A 23541-nucleotide genomic window follows, 5' to 3' on the forward strand; every position below is an offset into this window, starting at 1 on the left:
GATATTGGTCGCTCAGGATCTTGCGACGGCCCTGTCGCACCACTCGCCAAAGGCTGCGATCGCCGCATCCGCGCCGATCTCATTCAGTGTTTCGTGCCGCATGTCCTGATATATCTCACTGCTGATACGGGAGAAGCCTTGGTCTTTCAAATGGTTTGACAGCCAGAGCACCGCTTTTCCATGCTCCGTCGCCGGGTCCACTCCACCGCCGACCAGATGGATCGGCATATCCCGCGGCAGCCGGTCTAGATGGATTTTCTGCGGCGCGCGGAAGGTCAACTCGAAGAGATCGAGCCAGAGAGAGACTGAGGCGTCGAAGCCGCAGAGTGGATCGGCGACATACTTGTCAACTTCATCAGGACGACGCGACAGCCAATCGAACTCGGTGCGGCGGCCGGCAATGGATTTGCCCCAGGTGCCGAAGGTGAGCTTCGGCAGCAGGCCGCTCGGCACGTCAGAGCCCTTCAGCATGCGCTCGGCAAGCAGGATCGCCTGGGCGGCGCGGCCGGCAAGGCCAACGGCGAAATTCGAATTCCAGACGGCGACAGCATCGAAGTCGGCCGGAGCCGTGACGGCTGCATTGAGGGCGATGAGGCCGCCCATCGAATGGCCGAAGAGGATCACCGGCAGGCCGGGATGGCAGGAGGCCGCATGGCCGCGCATGGCGATGACGTCGCCAATCACCCTTTCGACCCCACCACGCCGGGCAAAGCGGCCGATCGGCGCATCGGCTGCCGTCGTCTCGCCGTGGCCGCGATGATCGTGGGCATAGACATGATAGCCGCGCACCGCCATCGCCTCGGCAAAGGAGCGGTATCGTTTCGAATGTTCGGCCAGGCCATGCGATATCAACAGGATGCCGCGTGCCGCAGCTTCGGCCTTAGCATGGTGATAGGCCAGCGACGCCCCAGGCACGACGAGCCTTTGCGTTTCAGAAAACATGTGGGTCCTCCCGGCGGCAACAGACCAGATCGCCGGGTAATTGCAACATCGGCGTTTGGTTATCCGATAACAAATTGCAGCCTTGTTGCGATTCAGGGTTGCTGCCTTTTGAATTTGATGCTTATTTGTTCCTGTATTGTTCTTTTTGGGGGTTGAAATGAGCAGCATGCAATTGCGTACCTTGTCGTTCGCTGTGTCGATGGTTATTGCCGGCGCCGCCGTGGCGCAGGAGGCCGGCGGGCGCACCCGCTTCATTCTGGCGGCGAGCTGGCAGCCGGCTTTTTGCCAGACAAACCAGAAGAAGGCCGAATGCGCGAGCCAGACCGGCGAGCGCCCTGACGCGACGAACTTCTCGTTGCACGGGCTCTGGCCGATGCGGCAGGATTATTGTGGTGTGAGCGCCGATCAGAAGACCGCCGACAAGGACGGCGACTGGAACAAGCTGCCGGAGGTCACGCTTGCAGCGGAGACGAAGACGGCGCTTGCCAAGGCGATGCCCGGCACGCAATCCGGCCTGGAACGGCATGAATGGGTGAAGCACGGCACCTGCACGAAGATGAGTGCCGACGACTATTTCGGCGTCGGTGTGCATCTCGTGGGCGCACTCAACGCGTCGGCTGTGCGTGATCTCTTCGCTGCCAATATCGGCAAGCCGGTCAAGGCCGAAGCCATCAAGGCGGCTTTCGACAAGAGCTTCGGGCCGGGTGCCGGCGATCGTGTCAAGATGAGCTGCCGGCGGGCCGGCAATGTCAGGATGATCAGCGAGCTGACGATCGGGCTTTCGGAAGCTGCCGGAGCGGCATCGGCGAAAAGTGCCGGGCTTGCCGATCTGATCCAGGGTGCTGGAAAAACGTCGTTCGGCTGCGACGAGGGCGTCGTCGACGCTGCGGGCTTTTGACCGGAAATCCTGAGTAAACCGGGTTTCGGCGTTGCCCGGAGGCGCTGTTTCGCCTACATAGCGGCACAATCAAAGTTTCCCGCCCGGAGCAGCGCAGCATGGCACGTCAGTTCATTTATCATATGTCCGGCCTCAACAAGGCCTATGGCAACAAGAAGATCCTGGAGAATATCCACCTTTCGTTCTACCCGGATGCCAAGATCGGTATCCTCGGTCCGAACGGCGCGGGTAAATCCACCGTACTGCGCATCATCGCGGGCCAGGACAAGGAGTATACCGGCGAAGCCTGGCTCGCCGAAGGTGCGACGGTTGGCTATCTGGAGCAGGAGCCGCATCTCGATCCCAACAAGACGGTGTTCGAGAACGTCATGGAAGGCGTTGCCGCGAAGACGGCTGTCCTTGATCGTTACAACGAATTGATGATGAACTATTCCGATGAGACGGCGGAAGAGGGCGCCAAGCTTCAGGACGTCATCGACAGCCAGAACCTCTGGGATCTGGAAAGCCAGGTCGAAATGGCGATGGAAGCGCTGCGTTGCCCGCCGCGCGACGCCGAAGTCACCAGCCTTTCCGGTGGTGAGCGTCGCCGTGTCGCGCTCTGCCGTCTGCTGCTTTCGCAGCCGGATCTGCTGCTGCTCGACGAACCGACCAACCACCTGGACGCCGAAACCATCGCCTGGCTCGAAAAGCATCTACGCGACTATCCGGGCGCCGTGATGATGATTACCCACGATCGCTACTTCCTGGACAATGTCACCGGATGGATCCTCGAACTCGACCGCGGTCGTGGCATTCCTTACGAAGGCAACTACTCGGCCTACCTGCAGGCGAAAGCCAAGCGCATGCTGCAGGAAAGCCGCGAAGACGCTTCGCGCCAGAAGGCGATCAGCCGCGAACAGGAATGGATCGCTTCCAGCCCGAAGGCCCGTCAGGCCAAGTCCAAGGCCCGTATCAAGTCCTACGAGCAACTGGTGGATGCCGCCGAGAAGCAGCGTCCCGGTGACGCGCAGATCATCATCCCGGTCAGCGAGCGCCTCGGCCAGGTGGTCATCGAGATGGAAGGCATCACCAAGGGCTTCGAGGGCCGCACGCTGATCAACGACCTGTCGATCAAGCTGCCGCCGGGCGGCATTGTCGGCATCATCGGCCCGAACGGCGCCGGCAAGACAACCCTGTTCAAGATGATCACTGGTCAGGAAAAGCCGGATGGCGGTTCGATCCGTATCGGCGAGACCGTGCATCTCGGTTATGTCGACCAGAGCCGTGACGCGCTTGCGGCTGACAAGACGGTCTGGGAGGAAATCTCCGGCGGCGCCGAAATCATCAAGCTCGGCAAGTTCGACATGAACTCCCGTGCCTATTGCGGCGCCTTCAACTTCAAGGGCGGCGACCAGCAGCAGAAGGTCGGCAATCTCTCCGGCGGTCAGCGCAACCGCGTTCACCTTGCCAAGATGCTGAAGGCCGGCGGCAACGTTCTGCTGCTCGACGAACCGACCAACGACCTCGATACGGAAACGCTGGGTGCGCTGGAAAACGCGCTGGAGAATTTCGCCGGCTGCGCCATCATCATCAGCCACGATCGCATGTTCCTTGACCGTCTGGCGACGCATATCCTCGCTTTCGAAGGCGACGGCCATGTCGAATGGTTCGAAGGTAACTTCGAGGATTATGAACAGGACAAGGTGCGCCGCCTTGGCCCCGACGCCCTTAACCCGGGCAGCCAGGCCCACAAGCGTCTGACGCGCTGATTTATTCCATCTGTTTTCGCTTGCGAGAGCCCCGGTTCGGCCGGGGCTTTTTCATGCCTGGCTCTGTCGCAATCTGAGCAGGCAATTTCGTGGAGAGAGCGAATTCTCGCTTGCCAGCGCTTTTCAAATCACATAAAGATATCTTTATATCTTGATTGGATCGAAGATGAGCGAACCCTTGAAGCTTGGACTGGATGCGCTGGTGGACGTCTTGAAGGCGGCCGGCGAGCCCACGCGCCTGCGTCTTCTGGCGCTTCTTGACAGCGGCGACCTGACGGTGACCGATCTTACCGAAATTCTCGGCCAATCCCAGCCCCGCATCTCCCGTCACCTGAAGCTGCTCGGCGAGGCCGAACTGATCGAACGCTACCAGGAGGGCGCCTGGGCCTATTTCCGCCTCAAGCAGGACGGCAAGGCCGCCATGCTGGTGAGGGCGCTGCTCAAGCATGTTTCCGAGAACGATCCGACCATCCTTCGCGACGGCGAGCGGCTTTCGCAGGTCAAGCGCCAGCGCGCCGAGCGGGCGCAGGCCTATTTCAGCCGCAACGCGGCCGAATGGGACGAGCTTCGCCGCCTGCATGCGGCCGACGAAGAGGTCGACGCCGCCGTCATCCGGCTGCTCGGCAGCCAGCCGATCGACTCGCTGCTCGATCTCGGCACCGGCACCGGCCGCATCCTCGAACTCTTGTCCGGGCTCTACCGCCGCGCGACCGGCGTCGATGCCAGCCGCGACATGCTGAGCGTGGCGCGTGCCAATCTCGACAAGTCCCGCATCACCAAGGCCACCGTGCGCCATGCCGATATCCTGAACCTGCCGTTCGAGGGACAGGATTTCGATCTGGTGACGATCCATCAGGTGCTGCATTTCTTCGATCAGCCGGAAATTGCGATCGCGGAAGCGGCGCGCATGCTCCGACCGGGTGGCCGGCTCGTGGTCATCGACCTTGCGCCGCACACGCTCGAATATCTCCGCGACGAGCATGCGCATGTCCGTCTCGGCTTTTCGCACCAGGCAATGTCCGACTGGCTGCGCAAGACCGGGCTCGACGTCGAGCAGGTCGTCGATCTTCATCCGGGTCAACAAAGCGGGCAGGGGTTGACGGTCACCGTCTGGCTCGCGCGCGATCCGAGGCGCCTCATGGCTTCGCAGGCGAGCGAAGGTGCCGAACCTACATTTGCCGGGAGGGTATGACATGGTTTTGAAAAACGAAGCGCGCGGCCGCAACATCAGGGTCTCCTTCGAATTCTTCCCGCCTAAATCGGAGGAGATGGAAGGGCAGCTCTGGCATACCGTCAGCCAGTTGCAGGACTGGGACCCGGATTTCGTCTCGGTGACCTATGGCGCCGGCGGCACCACCAAAGCGCCGACGCTGACCACCGTCACGCGGTTCCTGTCGCAGACGCCGCTTGCCACCGCCTCGCATCTCACCTGTGTCGGTGCGACCAAGGAAGAGACGCATCAGGTGGTCGACACGTTCCGCAAAGCCGGCGTGACGCATTTCGTGGCGCTGCGCGGCGATGCGCCCGGCGGCGCCGGCGCGCCCTACCAGCCGCATCCCGGCGGTTACGCCAATGCGGCGGAGCTGGTTGCCGGCCTCAAGGAAATCGGCGATTTCGAGATTTCGGTCTCCGCCTATCCGGAAAAGCACCCGGAAAGCCGCGATACGGCGGCCGATATCGACATGCTGAAGCGCAAGGCCGACAATGGCGCCGACCGGGCGCTGACGCAATTCTTCTTCGACAACGACAATTTCGAGCGTTACCTGGAGCGGGTGCGCGGCGCCGGCATCTCGATCCCTGTCGTGCCCGGCATCATGCCGATACAGAACCTGACGCAGCTGAAGCGCTTCGCCGGGGCCTGTGGCACCATCATCCCTACCTTTCTCGACGAGCGCTTTGCGGGCTTCGACGACAAGCCTGAGGAGCGGGCGAAGGTCGCGGCCGAAGTCGCTGCCGAACAGATCGAGGATCTCGTCCGGCGCGGCATCCATGATTTCCATCTCTATACGATGAACCGTGCGCCGCTGGTTTCCGCCGTGCTCGACAATCTCGGCATATCCCGCCGGGAAACAAAAAGTGCGGGCGCAGCCGCCTGATCCTTTCGGGACGTTCAAAAGTAAAAAGCGCATGTCGGGCGGGACATGCGCTTTCTCGTTGGCGGATTGATCAGCTATTCAGGAGTTTAGGCACTATCAGTCATTACACTTTCGTCGGCCAGCTCAGATGAAGAGCATAGACAAGACGAAAGCAAATGCTGCACTGACCAACAGAACATTCAAGGATTGCGTGAGTCCCATGTCTGTCTCCTCGCGTTAACCGGCCGATAATATGTCTGAAATATGTCGGTTGGGAAGCAGATCTTATGCTGCGCTGCAGAACGGTTCGGTGGATAAGTCGAATAGCGCTCTTGCAAGCCTTTGAAATAAATCAATAATTCGCGACAAATTTTTGTTCACACAATTTAACATGCCGTTAAATCGGGCGATTGAGCATTTATCTATGCGCCTAAAACATGGCGGGCTCACAACCGGTTGAAAACATATGGAATTCGCAACCGGTTTCAGGCGGCCCTTGCCAGCATGCGATAGGCGCGGCCGTCGAGAATGACCAGGCCGAAACCGATCAGCGCCATGCCGGCGAATTCACCCAGTGCAAGCCTTTCGCCGAGGAAGAGCACGCCGAGAAGGATGGCGCTCGGCGGCACCAGCAGGGTGACGAGCGAGGCGTTGGTGGCGCCGGCCGACGTCATGATCCTGAAATAGAGGATGTAGCCGAAGGCGGTCGACAGCAGTGCCAGCGCCAGGATGGCGAGGAAGGCATCGAGCGGCGGTGCAGTAAGCGTCCAGGGACGATCGGCCAGTAGCGACAGCGGCAGCGCAATCAGCGAGGAGGCGGTCAACTGGCCGGCTGCGGTGACAGGGGCAGGAACATTCTTGAAGCGTTTGCCGTAAGTGGCGGCAAAGCCATAGGAGATCGCGGCAAGTACGGGAAGAAGCAGCGCCCAGAGGGGGGCTTCGCCACCGGCCGACATGCCGGGGCCGATCAGCACGATCGTTCCGACCAGGCCGACAAGACAGCCGGCGATCTTTGCCGGCGACAGCTTCTCGTCTGAGGTGAAGTAGTTGGCGATGAGCACGGTCCAGATCGGTGTCGTCGCATTCAGGATCGCCGCAAGCCCGGCGCCGATGCGGGTTTGGCCGAAGAAGATCAGCGCATGCGGCAGGGCATTGTTGATGAGCCCGAGGATCAGGAATTCGCGCCAACGGGCCTTGAGGATCGCATAGAAGTCGAAACGGCCGGCGATATAGACATGCAGCGCCAGCGCTGCGAGCAGCAGCCTGAAGAAGACGAGGGTCAGCGGCGGCACATGCTCGACGGCGATGCGGGCAAAGAAGAAGGAGCCGCCCCAGATCAGGCCGAGCAGGACCAGCAGACCCCAGGTCCAGGCATTCATTCTGCTGTCCATGCCGATTGCTCCACCGCAAGCTGCTCGTTTTGCCGAAAATCGGCACCGGTTTCGGCTTGATGCTTTAGCGCAAGCAGCGGATCGCGCCACCCGTTTCTTGCGAAGCGGGCGGCGGTAAAGTGTCAGCGGAGATCAGAGAGCGTTGAGAAGGGCAGGCGTTGCCCATCCATCGGCCGGCATGCCGAGGCGCTGCTGTTCCTTCTGGATTGCGACACGCGTGCCGGAGCCGAGGATGCCGTCGATCTCGCCGACATCATGGCCGAGCGACTGCAGCTTGGTCTGCAGCGCCTTCATCTGGTCGCTGGCGAGCCCCTGTTCCGGCACCCCCTTGAGATAGGGCTCGGCGCCCGAAAGGCGGGTCCCGAAATAGGCGGCCGAAGTCGTGTAGATGAACGACTTGTTCCATTCGAGATAGATCTTGAAATTGGGATAGGCGATGAAGGCCGGTCCCATGCGGCCCTGCGGCAGAACGAGATCGCCTTCGAGGTTACCGAAGGCGGTATTGCCGTCGCGCGGCTTGACGCCGAGCGCGAACCATTCGCCCGCTTTCATCGTGCCGCCGAGACCGGATTTTTCCCAGGGCAGATTATCGGGCAGGGTCACTTCCTGCAGCCAGGGCTGGCCGCGCTCGAAGCCGAGATGCTGGATGAATTTGGCCGCCGTCAGAATGGCGTCCGGGCCGCTCTGCTTCAGGCGGATATGACCGTCACCGTCGCCATCCATGCCATAGGCAATGATGTCGCGCGGCAACATCTGCACCTGGCCGATCTCGCCGGCCCAGGCGCCGGTATTGGTGGCGGGGTCGAGGTCGCCGTGCTGAACCATCTCGACGAGGGCGATGAGCTGCGGACGAAAGAGTTCCGGGCGGCGGCAGTCGTGTGACAGCGTCACCAGGGCATTGCGGGTGTTGAAATCGCCCTGGACGGCGCCGAAATCGGTTTCCATTGCCCAGAAGGCGGTGATGACGCCCGGGGGGACGCCGAATTCCTGCTCGGCGCGGGCAAAGACGTCGGCATATTGCTTCATCTTCTGGCGGCCGATGTCGAGGCGGGCCTGGCTGACGGTGCGCTGGGAGAACTCGAGGAAGGTCTGCTTGAAGACGCCCTGGGCGCGGTCCCGGCTCAGCACCTTGGGGTCGATCTCGGCGCCGGCGAAGGCCTCGTCGGCGGCTACCGCACTGGCGCCGGCTACGACCGCATCTTTCTTGACGCCTTCGAGGAAGGTGGACAGATCGCCGCCGCAGGGCGCTGCCGGGGCTGCGTCTGGCGCCTGCTGGGCGGCCGCGCCGCCTGCGAGGGCGAGGGCAAACAGAAGGGCGAGTGCAGAGCGGCTTGCGAGCGAGCGGTGCATGGATGTGGTCCTTATATCAAACAGAATGCCGTCGCTTTCACAGACGAATGTGACGGAAGCAAGAAATATCGCAAGACGTTACTAAGAATTTCTATCCTTGGAAACGGCCGCGACCCAATTGTTCCAGTTCTTTGCGCTGCCGGCAAAGACATTGATATCGGTCGGCCCACTGATGCCGGGAATAACGCCGGTCGAGGTATATTGCCAGAAGGCCCAGCGGCGGTCGGAATAGGTCACTTCGGGGTGTTTTGCCACCGAACGGACCCAGAAATGATAATCCTGGAAGTAGCCGGCGAGATTGTCGCGATGGAAATCGACCGAGGTATAGATGATCGGGCGCTTGCCGTAGTAGGCCTCCAGCCGGTCCATGAAACGCTGCATTTCGGCGCGCACCGTTTCAGCGTCGGGGCGGTAGCGGCAGGTCTTCGATTCGGCGTTCCATTCGACGTCGAGCACTGGCGGCAGGCGCATGGCCTCCTTCGGCACGTTGCGGATGAACCAGTCTGCCTGCTGATCGGCCGAAGAGCAGAAATAATAGAAATGATAGGGGGCATGCGGGATGCCGGCTGCGCGGGCTTCGCGCCAGTATTCGTCGAAGCGCGGATCGACCCTGTCCTTGCCTTCGGTTGCCTTGATGAAGGCGAAGGCGACACCGGAATTCTTTACCGTGGCCCAATCGATATCGCCCTGCCATTTGGAGATATCGATGCCGTGGACCTGGTTCTGCTGCGGATGCTTCGGACCGAAATCCTGCGGATCGGTATCCTTGAAGCGCGTCTTTGGCTTGATCGATGCCGTTTCGAGATAGTCATAACCGGAAGAAGTGCAGCCAGCCAGCATGATGGCCAGGGGCAAAACGCAAAACAAAAGCCGGCGCATGGGCGTCCCGTCGTAACTCGAATGATCTTTTTGCCCCACAACTTGACCTTCGAAAAAGACGAGTCAGCAGAGGATAACCCTCTTTTCACCATATCAACGTAAAAAATCGGTTAGTTTCAAGCGAATTATAAGCGCTTGCTGATAATGGCAGCCCGCCAGGCATAACCACCGCCGACGGTATCGAACAACAATATCGCGTTGTTTTCATGGGCTTGCGCTTCCAGAACCTCACGCAGATCGGGGCGCGGGGTGACGTGGAATTTCGCAAGCCAGGACTGCAGCATGCGCCGGAACCAGGCCGGCAAGCCTTCCTGCTGGCCGAAATCGACGATGTGCAGCTGTCCGCCGGGATTGAGTGCGGCGATCGATGCATCGACGGCGCGCTCCCAGTCCGGGATCATCGACAGGGCATAGGAAATCAGGATGCGGTCGAAGCCGCTGACGCCGAATTCGCGCGGCGTGAACGCCGTGGCGTCGGCGACGCGGAATTCCGGGATCGTCGCCTTGGTGGCGAAGGTCTTGCGCGCCGAAATCAGCATTTCCTGGGAAATGTCGAGGCCGAACAGCTTGGCGGTCGGGAAATGCCTGTGGGCGAAGGCCATGTTGCGCCCGGTGCCGCAGCCGACTTCAAGCAGGGTGCCGCCTTCGGGAACGTCGAGATTGCGGATCGTGCTGTCGCGGCCGAGAAGATAATATTTGCGGGTCAGGTCGTAGATGTGTCGCTGGTAGCGGTACATGCCATCCATGAGGCTGGCATGTTCATCACTCTTTCCTGCCGTCTCAGTGCCGACCTTGCTCACGCCTTCTTCCCGTAAATGTGGAAGCCGCCGTAGATTGCCGAGCGATCGAGCGCGGTCAGTTCAAGCGACTTCTCCTCGAAGTAATCCCATTGGTCGCGGATCGCCGGAGCCAGACGGCCTTCGATGATGCTTTTTTCGGCGGCGGTGCGGAAGATCACGCGGGCGCCGTCGCGCGCCGTGCGGGTGATTTCCGTCCAGACGTCGTTCAACTGCTCGTCCGTCATCCAGTCCTGTGCGTCGAGCAGGATGTAGCGGTCGCGCGAGGCGGCCGGCTCGCGAGCCAGAAGCTCGGTGAAGCTTGCGTGGTGGACGTTGACGCGGTCGACATTGGCGCGGATCACCTGATAGTGCTCCGACTTCAAATAGGTCGGCAGCGGGCCTTCCGTTTCGGTGCCGTAGCGGCGGCCGAAGGCCTGCCAGGCAAAATAGTTGTCGCTCATCGGGAAATGACAGGCGAGCTTTTCCAGGCGGTGCTTCAGCACCGGCGCGATCGAATGATCGGCGGCAAGGCTCGCAAGTTCGTCATATTGCTGCGGCGGAATGCCGAGGCCGAAGAGCGAGCTCTTGCGGCCGGTGATCCAGCGCACGACCGGCTTTTCGAAGAGCGGCGCGATCTGCTCGTCGAAGAACTGGCGCTGCTCGCGGATCGAGCGGGTTTTGGTCATCTCGCGCAGTTTGACGCCATGCAGGCGGGCAAGAAGGTGGGCAGCGCCGATGAAGCGGCCGAGCAGGCCCGTTTCGTAAATGTTGCGGTCGAAGACGCTGACGCGGCGGCGGCCGAACTTGCGGCCGTTCCAGTAGCTACGGGTCGCCTCATCGAGACGGGCGGCGAGATGCTGGTCGTAAGCGCGGCTGTTCGACTTCTCGTTCGGCATCGCCAGGAAGCGGACAAGATCGGCATGGCCGGGAAGATGCTTGAAGGCGGCAAGCTTCAGGCGGTTCAGCGCGATGTGGTGCGGGTTGAGATCGACGACGTCGATCGAGGCCGGCGCCTTGGAGAGATAGGCGAGCATGTTGCAGCCGCCAGAGCCGATGGTGACGATGCGATGGTTGGGCTTCAGCTCCATCGCCTGCATGTCGAGATCCGGATCCTCCCAGATCTGCGGATAGACGAGGCCGGAGAAGAGAAGGCCGAAGAGACGCTCGGAAAAGCCATCCTTCGAAAAAGCCTTATGGCGGAGAAGGGCGTCCTTGAGTTTCCGGTTCTTGCGGAAGCCGGCATCCGGTGCAAATTCTGACATGAGTCTGTCACCTTTTTAGCGTTTAGGGCGTGTAGCGCGCCTCTGCTACAGTTTGATGACGTGGGCTGTGGGCGCCGTTCTTCGGAGGCTTCGACCTCCTCGGGCGAGCAACCGGGATGGCTCTCCTGGGAAAGTGATCGGGACGATGGCCGTTCTTCGCTTCGGCCCCTTTCCGGCGCGTGTGATTCCTGCTTTTCTCCCGCCATGGAGGAATGCCATGCGATTTGTCCTGCGTATCCTGAAGGCGCTTGCTCTCCTTCTCGTTCTCCTCGTCATCACTGCCGCCAGCTGGCTCTTCATCCGGCCGCCGGAACTGCTCAGCGTCGGCGACGGCTATGCCGCCAAGATCGTCTGCTCCAATGTCTTCATCGCCGGTCGGGGGGCCGAGGATGTGCTTCATGACGATGTCCAGGCGCCCGGAAATCCGCTGCTGCGGCTCGTGCGTGTCAGCGTCGACCGCGACAACGACCGCGTGACGGCGCGCTTCATGGGACTGTTTGCGCCGAGTTATGCGCTCTATCGCGGCGCTTTCGGCTGCGCGAGCGTGCCGGACGGCAATTTCGAGGCGGCGGCGAATGCAGCGCCCTTCGATCCACCGGCCAAGATGCAGCCGAATGACGCCTTGTGGCCGGAGGGCGAGGGCACCGGCAACCCGGCGGACGGCAAGATCGCCGCGCTGCTTGCCGATGCCGGCGTGGCCGGCCCTGCAATGCGGGCGATCGTCGTGGTGCGCGATGGCCGCATCGTCGCCGAAGCCTATGGCCCCGGCTTCTCGGCAAAGACGCCGCTCATCGGCTGGTCGATGACGAAGACCGTGAATGCGGCGGTCCTCGGCCGGCTGATGCTCGACGGCAAGATCTCCTTCGACGATGATAACCTGCTGGCGCAGTGGAAGAACGATGCGCGCGCCAGGATCAAGGTTTCCGACCTGCTCGGCATGGAGAGCGGCCTTGCCTTCAACGAGGACTATGGCGACGTCGCCGATGTGACGCGCATGCTCTATCTCGATCCCGACATGGTATCGCTGCCGGCCAATGCGCCGATGGAGGCAGCACCCGGCCAGCGCTTCCGCTATTCGAGCGGTACGGCCGTGCTCTTGTCACGCATCTGGATGGACAGGGTCGGCAATGCGCAGGCCGCCTTTTCCTATCCGCACGACGCGTTGTTTTCGCCGCTCGGCATGACGAGCGCGGTGTTCGAACTCGACGCGCGCGGCACGTTTGCCGGAAGCTCCTATCTCTATGCGACGGCGCATGACTGGGCGCGCTTCGGGCAGTTCCTGCTGCAGGATGGCGTGTGGAACGGCCAGCGGCTGCTGCCGGAGGGTTTCGTCGGCGCCATGCGTACCCCGACGGCAGCGTCGAACGGGCGGTATACGCAAGGCCAAGCCTGGCTCGCTCCTGGCGGCCCAAGCGCCGCGTTCGGACTGCCGGAGGATACGTTCTGGCTGACGGGGCATGACGGGCAGAGCATGGCGATCGTGCCTTCCGCCAATCTGGTCGTCGTCCGGCTCGGCCTGACGCCAAGCCGGCTCGACTATCAGCCGCAGACGCTGCTCAAGAAGATCCTGGCCGCCGTGCCGCAACCGGGGGAGCCGAAACAGCAGGCCGGGTCACAACAAAAGGCGCAGCCGCAGCCATAGGCCGGAGCTGCGATCGCCGTTTCAGCAATTGCCTTGGTGTCAGTAGTTGCCTTGGGCGATGTCGGTCATGCCCTTGCGCTTGGCGTCATAATAATAGCCGCGCGCATAGAGGCGGACGGCATCGTCTTCCTTATTGTCGGAGACGAGCCAGGCGCCGCGCAGATATTTCGCGGCATATTTGATGTTGGTCTCGGCATCGAAGAGGCCGCCCGGGGCACCGTCATAACCCATGGACTTGGCGGTGTTGTACTTGATCTGCATGAGGCCGAAATAGCCGCGCTTGTTGTAGGCCTTCGGATTATAGCGGCTCTCGCGATGGACGATGCGGTGGAGCAACGTCTCGGGAATCTCGTAGACCTTCGAATATTTGGCGATGAGTTTGGTGACGAAGCTCTTTTCGACCGTCGGCGCATCGTCTTTGTCGTCGTCGCTGAACATCGGGGGCGCCGTCGGCGGATCGATCGGCCCGGATTCGTCGAAACCGTAATCCATGCTGGCGCGTGGCGTGGTGTCAACTGCGGCAAGTGCTGCAAGCGCACTGTTTTGCGGTGTCGCAGCAAAGGCAAGCTGCGTCGTCGGCTGTGCGGGCGCTCCTGGACGCGGCGTCGGCACGACGGACTGGATCGCCGTCATCTCGGGCGTCAGCGGAATCTGCGCGTAGGCTGCCGGCTGTATGCCTGCCTGCATGGCGAGATCGGCAGGCTGAGAGGTCGCCACGGCCGGCATCGCCGTTGCGGTCAGGGAGGGGGGTGATGCCTGAGGGATGGTCGCGCCAGCGACAGCTGCGCCTTCGGCTGTCGGGATCGCGGCAAGTGTTGCATCTTCGCCGGGCTTCGGCATCGGCACGACGGTCTGGGCGGCTGTCAGTTCGGCCTGGGACGTGTATTCGACGCTCGCACATCCCGTCATCACGCCGCAGAGTATCGTGGAAACGACAAGACTGCGTTTCAGGCCGGATAATCCGATCGCTACCATTCCGCCACTTTCGTGAAATCGCGCCGCCCCGGCAGCGTATAAAAGTTACCAAAAACCTTAAGCCTTGGTGACCCATTAACCTATTCGTGGCATTCCGGCAACCACGGAGTATTACTAGGCTGCAATACGACGATACCCGGCCGTTACGGCACCTGCAGCGATCAGCAGAGTGCCTCCGGTTCGGTTCACGGCGCGCTGGATGCTCGCCTTGCGAATCAGTCCGCGCGCGGCATGGGCGAGAAACGCGTAGGTGGAAGCGTTGAGGATCGCCAGCACGAGGAAGGTCGCTTCCATGATCGCCATCTGGCCGAGGAAGGGCAGGGCCGGATTGAGGAACTGCGGCACGAAGGCGACGAAGAAGATGATGCTCTTCGGATTGAGGGCGGTGACAACATAGGCGTGGAGGAAGATCTTGAGGGACTTCTCCTCCGGCAGATTGTCGTTGTCGGCAATCGGTTCGCCGATGATGGGAGCCCGCCAGAGCTTGAGTCCCAGCCAGATCAGGTAGGCGCCGCCGATCCACTTCAACACGGTGAAGAGGGTCGCGGAGGCGGCCAGAACAGCACCGAGACCGAAGAGAGAAGCGGTCATCGCGGTGAAGTCACCGAGCGCCACGCCGCCTACCGTCGCAAACGCCGTCCTGCGTCCATGACCGAGCGCATAGGATACGACGAGCAGTATCGTCGGCCCCGGTATGGCCAGCATGATGGCGGATGCGGCCGCAAACGCGAGCCAAGCTTCAAGTGACATGGTGTCTCCTCCTATTCCTCGGGAACAAGCAAAGACATCATATTAACCATCCGTCAATCACGCTTCTTTGTATTTCTGGCCTATATTGTCCATGACTTCGGCAAACCATGCCGTCGAAAGGTCAAAAGCCTTGCCGCCCTTGATGCGCGGGAATTCTATAGTGCGCAATTTACCGTTCTGGCCTTCATCATGGCCGGTGACGCCGGAGACTTTATTGAGCGCGCTTTCGACGGCGAGATCGACCATGCTCTGGATCAGCCGCAGGTCGTCGCCGTTGGCGGGCGCCGAGCGGGCGAAATAGCCTGATTTCTGCACGAGGGAACGCTCGGCGTTCAAGAGATTGGCGAACTGCTTCTGGAACCATGCGCCGACATTGATCGTGTCGATCTTCACATGGCCGAAGGCATCGCGCTTGACGGTCTCGCCGGCGGCTTCGCGCTCGGCGACGATGGCGTCGAGGCATGCGCCTTCCGAGACAAAGACCGTGGCATGGCCGTTGCGGTCCATGCTTTCCGTCAGGCGGGCGGCTTCGGCGTCGAGGTCGAAGGCCATCTCAGGCAGGTAGACGGCGTCGATGCTTTTCAGATGCGCGTCCATCATCAGGCCGTCGACATACTGGTTGCGGCTGGTGCGCTGGAGATAGGCGCGAGCGGTGGCGGCCGTCAGCCAGCCGCAATGGCGGCCCATGACCTCGTGGATGACGAGGGTGCGGGGTGCGGCCGTCTGTTCGTTGCTGACATTGTCGAAGAAATGCGCGCCGACTTCGGCGGCCGTCCAGGCGCCGAGCGACTGGCGGATCGGCACGACGTCATTGTCGACAGTCTTCGGCAGGCCGACGACGGTGAGATCGTAGCCGTTGGCGGCGAGGTAGGCGGCAAGGTCGGCGGCCGTGGTGTTGGTGTCGTCGCCGCCGATCGTGTGGAGAATGGTGATGCCGTCATTGGCAAGACGTTCGGCGGCGACCCGCAGCGGGTTCTCGCCTTCCTTGACCAGGCCGCGCTTGACGCAGTCGGCGGCATTGGTGAGCTTGACGCGGCTATTGCCGATCGGCGAGCCGCCGTAGCGGTGCAGCAGCGGCGCCTTTTCGCGCATCTGGCGGGTGATCTCGAGGCTGTCGCCGATCAGCACCCCTTGGTAGCCGGATTTGTAGGCGACGATGTTGAGATCGGGTGCGATGTCGCTGTAGCGTTCGATGAGGCCGCCGACGGCGGAAGAAAGACAGGGCGCCAGGCCTCCGGCGGTCAGCATTGCGACTTTCTGTTTGGCCATGATCCCTCCTACGGTGTTTCGGTGCGGCAGCGTTAGCTAACGCATGGATGCGGCAGGGAAAGGGCCCTGTAAAGTAAAGAATTTACGAAAAATGCGCCTTTCTGCAGTGTTGAACTGCAAAGGCGACCGGAAGTGCGGATATAATCGTTTCAAGCCCGGTCTGCCTGTCGGGGATCTGTTGTGGAAATTTCCATCGCGCGCTCCGCAGCCTACGTGCCTGGCCAATGGCGGCGACCGCTAGCCAGGCCTTAAGGTAAGATAAAGCGGGGCGATGAATCGTTTGCTGCGGTGCGACAATTACCAAATCGTGAAAACTGTGTTCGGCCCTACGACCAATAGTCGCCTTGCAAAGGCTGCGATTCTTTGGTCAAGCTGTTTGTTATAAGTTGACAAGTGTGTGAGATTTTCGATGTCCTTCTGGGAAAAGCTGTTGAATGCCATTGGCAATACCGCAGGCAATGCGCTGTCTGCGGTGGTCGAGGCTATCCGCACGGTTTTCGAAGGCGATCCCGAGACCCGGCGTAAAGTGGCTTTCTCCGTGGCGATCATCGCGCTGTCGGCCAAGATGGCCAAGGCCGACGGCATCGTTAGCGAGAAGGAGGTCGAAGCCTTCCGCGAAATCTTCGAATTCCCGCAGGATCAGGCAAAGAACGTCGCCAGGCTTTACAACCTCGCGCGCCAGGACGTCGCCGGCTACGAAGCCTATGCCGAACGGCTTTCCACGCTCTGCGTTACTTGCGCAGCCAATTGCACAGTGCTGGAAGACGTGCTCGACGGCCTCTTCCACATCGCCAAGGCCGATGGGCTGATCCACGAGAAGGAACTGAATTTCCTGCGTCATATCGGCGAGATCTTCGAGATGAGCGAGACCCGCTTCGAGCAGATCGCTGCCCGCCACGTCTCGTCCGGCGGCGATCCCTACAAGGTTCTCGGCGTCTCGCCTTCGGACGATTTCCCGACCATCCGCCGCCGTTACCATGGCCTTGTCAGCGAACATCATCCCGATCGGCTGATCTCGCGCGGCGTGCCGAAGGAATTCCATGTGATCGCCAATGAGCGCATGGCGGCGCTGAACGCGGCCTATGAGGCGATCGAGAAGGAACGCCGCGCGGCATGACCTCTTTCGAGGCCGACTGCAGAAGCGCTCGCGTGCAGCCCTCGCCGAACCATGGCGAGCGGGCGGACGGGCGCCATCCCGATATGATCCTGCTGCACTATACCGGCATGCCAACGGCTGATGGCGCGCTCGACTGGCTCTGTCGCGCCGAGAGCCAGGTTTCCAGCCACTATTTTGTGCATGAAAACGGCGAGGTGGTGCAGCTCGTGCCGGAAACACGGCGTGCCTGGCATGCGGGAAAAAGCAGCTGGCACGGCGAGACGGACATCAATTCTCTGTCGATCGGCATCGAGATCGCTAATGCCGGCCATCCCGGCGGACTCCCCGATTATCCGAAAGAGCAGATCGCCGCGGTGATCGAATTGTGTCGCGACTGTGTCAAACGTTGGTCGATCGTGCCGGAACGGGTGCTCGGGCATTCCGATGTCGCCCCCATCCGCAAGGTCGATCCGGGCGAGAAATTCCCCTGGGCCGAGCTCCACCGGGCGGGCATCGGGCACTGGGTCGAGCCGGCAACGATCACCGGCGGGCGCTTCTTCCAGCGCGGCGATACTGGCCAGCCTGTCGAGGCGCTGCAGTCGATGCTGTCGCTCTATGGTTACGGCACTGAAATCACGGGTGAATTCTCCGAGAAAACGGCGGGCGATGTGGAAGCTTTCCAGCGCCATTTCCGGCCCCAACGGGTAGATGGCATCGCCGATTTCTCGACGATCGACACGCTGCACCGGCTGCTGTCGTCGCTGCCGCGTTATACCTGACCGGAAGAACCGGATATCAGGACGGATTTCTCGCGGCCGGCGAGAAAACCGCCTCGCCACATCATTTCCCTATTATCTCCTCATTGCGATGGTCTAAGAACGCCCGCTGAACAGCGCTCGCGGCTGTTTTCAAGTGTAACCATGAGCGCCAAATGAAACGATAAGAATTGCTACGGAACGCGACCAGTCCTGGGTCGCGTGTGACCGGATGACGGCGAGGCGCGCAGTCCTGCAATTCTTTGGGTCGGAGTGAAGAGACTACATGAAGAATATGATTGTTGGTGCTGCGGCATGCGTTGGCATGCTGCTGGCGGGATATAGTGTTGCCTTGGCTGGTGATGACTGGGGTGTCCGGGCCGAAACCATCTCGCTGAAAACCGTCGATCGCCAGAGCGGCTATGCCATGCCGGATTTTTCCACGAGCATTCCCTATGCCGCACTGATCAACAAATATGCCGCTGAATACGACGTGCCCGTCGCACTCGCCCAGGCTGTCGTGCGCGTCGAGAGCAATTTCAATCCGAACGCCCGCGGCAGCGCCGGTGAAGTCGGCCTGATGCAGATCAAGCCGGCGACGGCGCGGATGATGGGTTATTCCGGCTCGAAGAAGGGCCTGTTCGATCCGGAGACCAACATCAAATACGGCATGAAGTATCTGGCGGCTGCCCATCAGCTCGGCGGCGGGCAGACCTGCAACACTATCCTGAAATACAATGCCGGCCATGCCGCCACGCGCATGAACCCGGTGTCGAAGACCTATTGCGGCAAGGTCCTGGCGATGCTCGACTGAGCATAGTCTGACGCGTCCTAACGAAATTCCCTTGCGGCAATTTTGCGATGTGAATCAGTGCGCTTGCCGTGATATCCCACCTTGAAACGAGGTGGGATATGGCAGTCGATTTCAGGTTTATCATCATCGGACGCGGCATGATGGGGGCTGCCGTCGCACGGCATCTCTCCTCGATGGCCGACGGCATCGCGCTGATCGGCCCGCGCGAGCCTGAGGAGCGCAAGGCTCATCACGGTGTCTTCGCCAGCCATTACGACGAAGCGCGCATCACCCGCACCTTCGACGGCAATCTTGCCTGGGGAACCTTCGCCGCCCGCGCGCTCGACCGCTACCGCGAGATCGAGGCAAGGAGCGGCATTTCCTTCTATTCGGAGGTCGGCTGCCTCTTTGCCGCTCCTGAGAAGGGCGAGCAGGACTATATCAAAAGGGCGCTGACCGTCAGCCGGACACTCGGCAGCGATATCGAGACCATCGCGCCGTTAGACCTTCGCCGGCGGTTTCCCTATCTTGCCGTCGATCCGGATTTCAGCGGGTATTTCGAACGCAGGCGCGCCGGCTACATCAACCCGCGGGCGCTGGTGCGGGCGCAGACCATGCTTGCCGAACAGGGCGGCGTCTCGCTTATCGAGGCAACCGCGACATCCGTGCGCGATACCGGTTCCCATGTCGAGGTGACGGCAGGCTGCAGAAGCTACGGCGCTGAACGTGTGCTGGTGGCCGCCGGCGGATTCAGCAATTTCCATACACTGCTGCCGCGTCCCGTCGATACCAGGGTGATGGCGCGCACGGTCGCCTTCTACGAACTCGGCGAGCGCGAGATGGCGGTTTTCGGCGGCATGCCGTCGACGATCGTGCTCGGTGACCGAGAAGAGGATCACATCTATATCCTGCCGCCGGTGCGTTATCCCGACGGCAAGACTTATCTGAAGCTCGGTGGTGACACTGAGGCGCTTTCTTTCAGCCAGTTGGAAGATGCCGGCGCGTGGTTCCGTTCCGACGGCAGTGCTCCCGAGCGCGATCATCTCGCGCGTGTCGCCCTGCAGCTGATGCCGGAGCTTGCCGGCTGCCCTGTCACATCGGCGCCCTGTGTGGCGAATTTCACGCCGACCGGTTATCCCTATGCTGGATTTACGCAGTCGCCGCGCATCGCGGTGCTGACCGGCGGCAATTTCGTCGCGGCCAAATCCTCCGACGAGCTCGGGCGGCTGGGAGCGGTGCTTCTGGCGGAAGGAAGGCTCGGGGATCAGGATTTCGGCGGCGAGCTGACGCCGGTCTTTGGTTGAGGGGAAATGTTATGGCAGTCGATTTCAAATACATCGTCGTCGGCCGCGGGCTGATGGGGGCAGCGGCGGCGCGGCATCTGGCGCGCCAAGTGGACGGTGTCGCGGTGATTGGGCCGGACGAGCCGGATGATCGCAAGGCGCATCAGGGCGTCTTCGCCAGCCATTATGACGAGGGGCGCATCACTCGTACCATCGATCCCGACCGCAATTGGGCACTGCTCGCCAACCGCTCGATCGGCCGTTATGGCGAGATCGCCCGCGACAGCGGTATCGATTTCTATCGGGAGGTGGGCTGCGTCGCCGTCGCGCCGACGGGAGGCGATTATATCGAGAAGACCCGGCGGGCCGCCATTTCGCTGAACGTCGAAACCAGCCTTCTCGATGAGGCCGGGCTGAAGGCCGCCTTTCCCTTCTTCGCCTTTCCTGATGGGGGCACGGGCGTCTTCGAGGCGAGGGGGGCCGGCCACATCAGTCCGCGCAAGCTTGTGAAAGCCCAATCGCTGCTGGCGGAAAAGTCAGGTGCTGCCGTCATCCGCGATCATGTCATTTCGATCCGCAGCGAGGGCGGATGGGCCGCCGTCGAGACGGCCGGTGGCCTGACCTATCGCGGTGCAAAGGTGCTGCTGGCAGCGGGCGGATTTTCCATTGCGAAGAATCTGTTGCCGCGGCCGGTTGCCATGACGGTTTATGCCCGGACCGTGACGCTCTTTGAAGTAAGCGAGGCCGACGCGGTGCGCCTGGCCGCGATGCCGTCGCTCATTCTCAGGGCGCCCGGCATCGATATCTACCTGCTGCCGCCGATCCGGTATCCCAACGGCAAATTTTACCTGAAGATCGGCGGCGATCCTGACGATCTGGCGCTTAGCGACGAAGCGGAGATGCGCGCCTGGTTCAAGACCGAGGGGCGCGATACGGTGCGCGCGCATCTCAAACGCATCGTTGAAGGTCTTGTGCCCAATATCGTGCCGCTTTCGATTTCGACGGCCGCTTGCGTCGTGTCGCATACGGAAAGCGGCTATCCGATGATTGGCTATACTTCCTCGCCCGAGATCGCGGTGCTGACGGGCTGCGCCGGCACGTCGGCCAAGAGCTCGGACGAAATCGGCCGGCTTGGGGCCGAGCTGCTTTTATCAGGCGGAATCGGCGAAGAGGGCTACTCCACGGATTTCACACCGCAATTTCGCTAGAGCATTTCCGTTTTTCTCCGAATCACGGAAGTGCTCTCTCTTTTGTTCCTACGCAATTGCGGACGCAAAACCGCTGCGCATTTTTGCTGGAATAGCTCCAAGCGATATCATTTATTTCGATAGCAATTGCGATCTCTCTCGTTTATGGGAGCCCTGCCAGTTGGCTGGGCAGCCGCGCTTTACCAATGCCGAAAGGCGGTAGGGTGAGGAAAGTCCGGGCTCCACGGAAACACGGTGCCGGATAACGTCCGGCGAGGGCGACCTCAGGGAAAGTGCCACAGAAAGCAAACCGCCTGTCATGGCAGGTAAGGGTGAAAGGGTGGGGTAAGAGCCCACCGCATCTCCGGCAACGGAAATGGCACGGTAAACCCCACCGGGAGCAAGACCGAATAGGGATGACGCGGCAGGCCGAAAGGCCTTCCGGCTGGTTTCCAGGCCAGTCATCCGGGTGGGTTGCGCGAGGCAGCGTGCGAACGCTGTCCCAGAGGAATGGCTGCCACGTTCCGGTTCACGCCGGAGCCTTACAGAACCCGGCTTACAGGCCAACTGGCGATTAACATCTTGCGGCGCGTCGGCCGGATTTTCACCGTAAGTCGCTGAAACTGACTGTTATCGAGCGGATGTTAATGCATTCAGGGGTTGATTTTTCTCGCTTAGCCACCACTACGTGTCGTTTGTAAGATGGCGATGCTAACCCTTTGTTAAACTTAACGGCTTATAAATTTTTGATCATGCGTCCATTGCAAAATGGGCGTATCCCATTGACGCCCATATGGTCCCATGCTATCCCAAATGTGCACTGCACCAGGGCAATCACCTGCCCATTCATCGCAAAGCAAAGGCGTCTTCCTCTCCGGAAGCGTCGGAGGGGTTTTGGCTCATCCGGCTTGCGAAGCTGTGCCTGATATCGGGAGTTTCGGGCGTCTTTTGGTCCGGATCCCTGCGGGAACGGATGTTTCGTGTCATGAACCGCTTCCTTTCGAACGCGACCAACAGGATCGATGCCAAGGGCAGGGTTTCCGTGCCTTCGGCTTTTCGTTCCGTGCTGGCGCAGCGCAATGTTCAGGAGCTCTATTGCTTCCAGGACTTTGTGTTTCCGGCGATCAGCATCGGCGGTCCGGATCTTCTCGAAAGATTCGAACGGCAGATTGCTGCGGAGGATCCGTTTTCGCCGGATGCGAACGAGATGTCGCTTCTCATTCATGGAGGCGGGGTCTTCATGAAGCTCGATGCCGAGGGGCGGCTGATGGTCACGGATTTCATTCGCGGCTTTACCGGTATCTCGGACGAAGTGACCTTCGTCGGTCGGGCGGATCATTTTCAGCTCTGGCAGCCGCAGGCTTTTGTGGCCGCACAGGCGCAAGCACGAGGGGAGCGCAAGCTGGCGGGCAAGCGTTCCTGAAAGAACGAGGGAACGGAATGGTGGCGAATCCTGGCGGAGGTTCAACTGATGCCGGTGGCGGACCGGTTCGTCACATTCCTGTTCTACTCGAAGAAGTGCTTGCGGCGCTGGCGCCCGCGCCCGGCAAGCTCATCCTCGATGGTACATTCGGTGCGGGCGGTTACAGCTCGGCCATCCTTGCGGCCGGCGCCGAGGTGATTGCGCTCGACCGCGATCCGACGGCGATTGCATCGGGGCAGGCGATGGTCGCCGCCCATGGTGGTCGTCTCAAGCTTGTTCATTCGCAATTCTCGCATCTCGCCGATCATGCGCCGCAGGGCGGGCTCGATGGTGTCGTGCTCGATATCGGCGTCTCCTCCATGCAGATCGACGAGGCCGAGCGCGGCTTCTCCTTCCAGAAGAACGGACCGCTCGACATGCGCATGTCCGCCGAAGGTGTTTCGGCCGCCGATGTCGTCAACCGCGCCAAGGTCGCCGATCTCATCCGCATCTTCCATTTTCTCGGCGAAGAAAGCCAGGCGCCGCGCATCGCGCATGCGATCGAGAAGCGTCGCGCCGAAAAGCCATTTGAGACGACGCGCGATCTCGCCGGTCTCATCGAGCTCGTTACGCCGCGCAAGATGAAGGACAAGATCCATCCGGCAACGCGCGTCTTCCAGGCATTGCGCATCTTCGTCAATGACGAGCTCGGCGAACTGGCGCAGGCGCTGTTTGCGGCGGAAACGGCGCTGAAGCCCGGCGGGCGGCTCGTCGTCGTCACCTTTCATTCGCTGGAAGACCGCATCGTCAAGAAATTCTTCTCCGACCGCGCCGGCAAGGCGTCGGGTTCACGGCATCTGCCGGTCGCGCATGAGCGAGCGGCAACTTTTGCGGCTATCGGCAAGGCGATGGTTTCGGCAAGCGAGGCGGAGGCCGAGATCAATCCGCGCGCCCGCTCCGCCAAGCTGCGCGCTGGCCTGAGGACGGACGCCGCCGCCGAAGCCGCGGATATGTCGCTCTTTGGGTTTCCCAATCTTGCCAGTCTCGGAAAGCTTGGTGGTTGAT

General features: G+C 61.2%; 21 protein-coding genes and 1 other RNA gene. 13 read left to right on the forward strand and 9 right to left on the reverse strand.

The genetic code is table 11. The features are described 5' to 3' along the window. Positions 1–12: 12 nt before the first annotated feature. On the reverse strand, positions 13–942 hold the full coding sequence (locus tag AC1D2N_RS02695) for an alpha/beta fold hydrolase (RefSeq protein WP_113542703.1): 930 nt from the start codon (positions 940–942) through the stop codon (positions 13–15). Positions 943–1099: 157 nt separating this feature from the next. Between AC1D2N_RS02695 and AC1D2N_RS02700 the strand changes: the two genes are divergently transcribed. The 4 genes from AC1D2N_RS02700 to metF all read left to right on the forward strand — a co-directional run bounded on the left by AC1D2N_RS02700 (position 1100) and on the right by metF (position 5684). Continuing rightward, positions 1100–1840 carry a ribonuclease T2 family protein gene (locus AC1D2N_RS02700; protein ID WP_047623414.1) on the forward strand — a complete coding sequence of 247 codons (741 nt, stop codon included), beginning with the start codon at positions 1100–1102 and terminating at the stop codon, positions 1838–1840. A gap of 98 nt (positions 1841–1938) precedes the next feature. Further along, the gene (gene ettA, locus AC1D2N_RS02705) at positions 1939–3588 is read left to right on the forward strand and encodes an energy-dependent translational throttle protein EttA (RefSeq protein ID WP_130729274.1); all 1650 of its coding nucleotides are present in this window, start codon (positions 1939–1941) and stop codon (positions 3586–3588) included. Between the two features lie 166 nt (positions 3589–3754). After that, a complete protein-coding gene (locus AC1D2N_RS02710) occupies positions 3755–4780 on the forward strand; it encodes an ArsR/SmtB family transcription factor (protein ID WP_130729273.1) in 1026 nt (341 codons plus the stop codon). Between the two features lies 1 nt (position 4781). Continuing rightward, the gene (metF, locus tag AC1D2N_RS02715; RefSeq protein WP_018446564.1) at positions 4782–5684 is read left to right on the forward strand and encodes a methylenetetrahydrofolate reductase [NAD(P)H]; all 903 of its coding nucleotides are present in this window, start codon (positions 4782–4784) and stop codon (positions 5682–5684) included. Positions 5685–6148: 464 nt separating this feature from the next. On the opposite strand, the gene AC1D2N_RS02720 is transcribed toward metF, so the two are convergent. The 5 genes from AC1D2N_RS02720 to AC1D2N_RS02740 all read right to left on the reverse strand — a co-directional run bounded on the left by AC1D2N_RS02720 (position 6149) and on the right by AC1D2N_RS02740 (position 11324). After that, positions 6149–7054 (reverse strand): DMT family transporter, encoded by a 906-nt coding sequence (locus tag AC1D2N_RS02720; RefSeq protein WP_130729272.1) that lies wholly within the window; start codon positions 7052–7054, stop codon positions 6149–6151. A 132-nt stretch (positions 7055–7186) separates the two neighbouring features. After that, the gene (locus tag AC1D2N_RS02725) at positions 7187–8404 is read right to left on the reverse strand and encodes a lytic murein transglycosylase (RefSeq protein WP_130729271.1); all 1218 of its coding nucleotides are present in this window, start codon (positions 8402–8404) and stop codon (positions 7187–7189) included. 81 nt (positions 8405–8485) lie between these two features. Beyond that, positions 8486–9283, reverse strand: a complete 798-nt coding sequence (locus AC1D2N_RS02730; RefSeq protein ID WP_018242881.1) for a glycoside hydrolase family 25 protein — start codon at positions 9281–9283, stop codon at positions 8486–8488. A gap of 125 nt (positions 9284–9408) precedes the next feature. Then, positions 9409–10083, reverse strand: a complete 675-nt coding sequence (locus AC1D2N_RS02735) for a class I SAM-dependent methyltransferase (protein ID WP_028732849.1) — start codon at positions 10081–10083, stop codon at positions 9409–9411. Further along, positions 10080–11324, reverse strand: a complete 1245-nt coding sequence (locus tag AC1D2N_RS02740) for a BtaA family protein (protein ID WP_047623411.1) — start codon at positions 11322–11324, stop codon at positions 10080–10082. The genes AC1D2N_RS02735 and AC1D2N_RS02740 overlap by 4 nt, the downstream gene beginning before the upstream one ends. 217 nt (positions 11325–11541) lie before the next feature. Here AC1D2N_RS02740 and AC1D2N_RS02745 point away from each other — a divergent pair, with 217 nt between their 5' ends. Then, on the forward strand, positions 11542–12966 hold the full coding sequence (locus AC1D2N_RS02745; RefSeq protein ID WP_130652776.1) for a serine hydrolase domain-containing protein: 1425 nt from the start codon (positions 11542–11544) through the stop codon (positions 12964–12966). A gap of 39 nt (positions 12967–13005) precedes the next feature. On the opposite strand, the gene AC1D2N_RS02750 is transcribed toward AC1D2N_RS02745, so the two are convergent. The 3 genes from AC1D2N_RS02750 to AC1D2N_RS02760 all read right to left on the reverse strand — a co-directional run bounded on the left by AC1D2N_RS02750 (position 13006) and on the right by AC1D2N_RS02760 (position 15960). Next, on the reverse strand, positions 13006–13941 hold the full coding sequence (locus AC1D2N_RS02750; RefSeq protein WP_065276109.1) for a lytic transglycosylase domain-containing protein: 936 nt from the start codon (positions 13939–13941) through the stop codon (positions 13006–13008). 114 nt (positions 13942–14055) lie between these two features. Further along, positions 14056–14691 (reverse strand): LysE family translocator, encoded by a 636-nt coding sequence (locus AC1D2N_RS02755; RefSeq protein WP_018446558.1) that lies wholly within the window; start codon positions 14689–14691, stop codon positions 14056–14058. 57 nt (positions 14692–14748) lie between these two features. After that, positions 14749–15960 (reverse strand): pyrophosphate--fructose-6-phosphate 1-phosphotransferase, encoded by a 1212-nt coding sequence (locus AC1D2N_RS02760; RefSeq protein ID WP_130729270.1) that lies wholly within the window; start codon positions 15958–15960, stop codon positions 14749–14751. 409 nt (positions 15961–16369) lie between these two features. Here AC1D2N_RS02760 and AC1D2N_RS02765 point away from each other — a divergent pair, with 409 nt between their 5' ends. The 8 genes from AC1D2N_RS02765 to rsmH all read left to right on the forward strand — a co-directional run bounded on the left by AC1D2N_RS02765 (position 16370) and on the right by rsmH (position 23540). Next, the gene (locus AC1D2N_RS02765) at positions 16370–17077 is read left to right on the forward strand and encodes a J domain-containing protein (protein ID WP_018242874.1); all 708 of its coding nucleotides are present in this window, start codon (positions 16370–16372) and stop codon (positions 17075–17077) included. After that, positions 17074–17835 carry an N-acetylmuramoyl-L-alanine amidase gene (locus tag AC1D2N_RS02770; protein ID WP_018242873.1) on the forward strand — a complete coding sequence of 254 codons (762 nt, stop codon included), beginning with the start codon at positions 17074–17076 and terminating at the stop codon, positions 17833–17835. Before AC1D2N_RS02765 ends, AC1D2N_RS02770 begins: the two co-directional genes overlap by 4 nt. Before the next feature lie 262 nt (positions 17836–18097). Next, positions 18098–18625, forward strand: coding sequence for a lytic transglycosylase domain-containing protein (locus AC1D2N_RS02775; protein WP_018242872.1), 528 nt, complete (start codon positions 18098–18100; stop codon positions 18623–18625). A 98-nt stretch (positions 18626–18723) separates the two neighbouring features. Beyond that, on the forward strand, positions 18724–19908 hold the full coding sequence (locus AC1D2N_RS02780) for an NAD(P)/FAD-dependent oxidoreductase (protein WP_130652774.1): 1185 nt from the start codon (positions 18724–18726) through the stop codon (positions 19906–19908). A gap of 11 nt (positions 19909–19919) precedes the next feature. Continuing rightward, positions 19920–21095, forward strand: coding sequence for an NAD(P)/FAD-dependent oxidoreductase (locus AC1D2N_RS02785; protein ID WP_130729269.1), 1176 nt, complete (start codon positions 19920–19922; stop codon positions 21093–21095). 156 nt (positions 21096–21251) lie between these two features. Beyond that, an RNA gene (rnpB, locus tag AC1D2N_RS02790) (RNase P RNA component class A) lies at positions 21252–21649 on the forward strand. Positions 21650–22059: 410 nt separating this feature from the next. Beyond that, complete coding sequence (gene mraZ, locus AC1D2N_RS02795) at positions 22060–22497, forward strand: division/cell wall cluster transcriptional repressor MraZ (protein ID WP_026188472.1); 438 nt, start codon at positions 22060–22062, stop codon at positions 22495–22497. A 17-nt stretch (positions 22498–22514) separates the two neighbouring features. Further along, positions 22515–23540 carry a 16S rRNA (cytosine(1402)-N(4))-methyltransferase RsmH gene (gene rsmH / locus AC1D2N_RS02800; protein WP_018242868.1) on the forward strand — a complete coding sequence of 342 codons (1026 nt, stop codon included), beginning with the start codon at positions 22515–22517 and terminating at the stop codon, positions 23538–23540. The last annotated feature ends 1 nt before the right edge of the window (position 23541 follow it).

This window comes from Rhizobium sp. P1_B8, assembly GCF_056406515.1.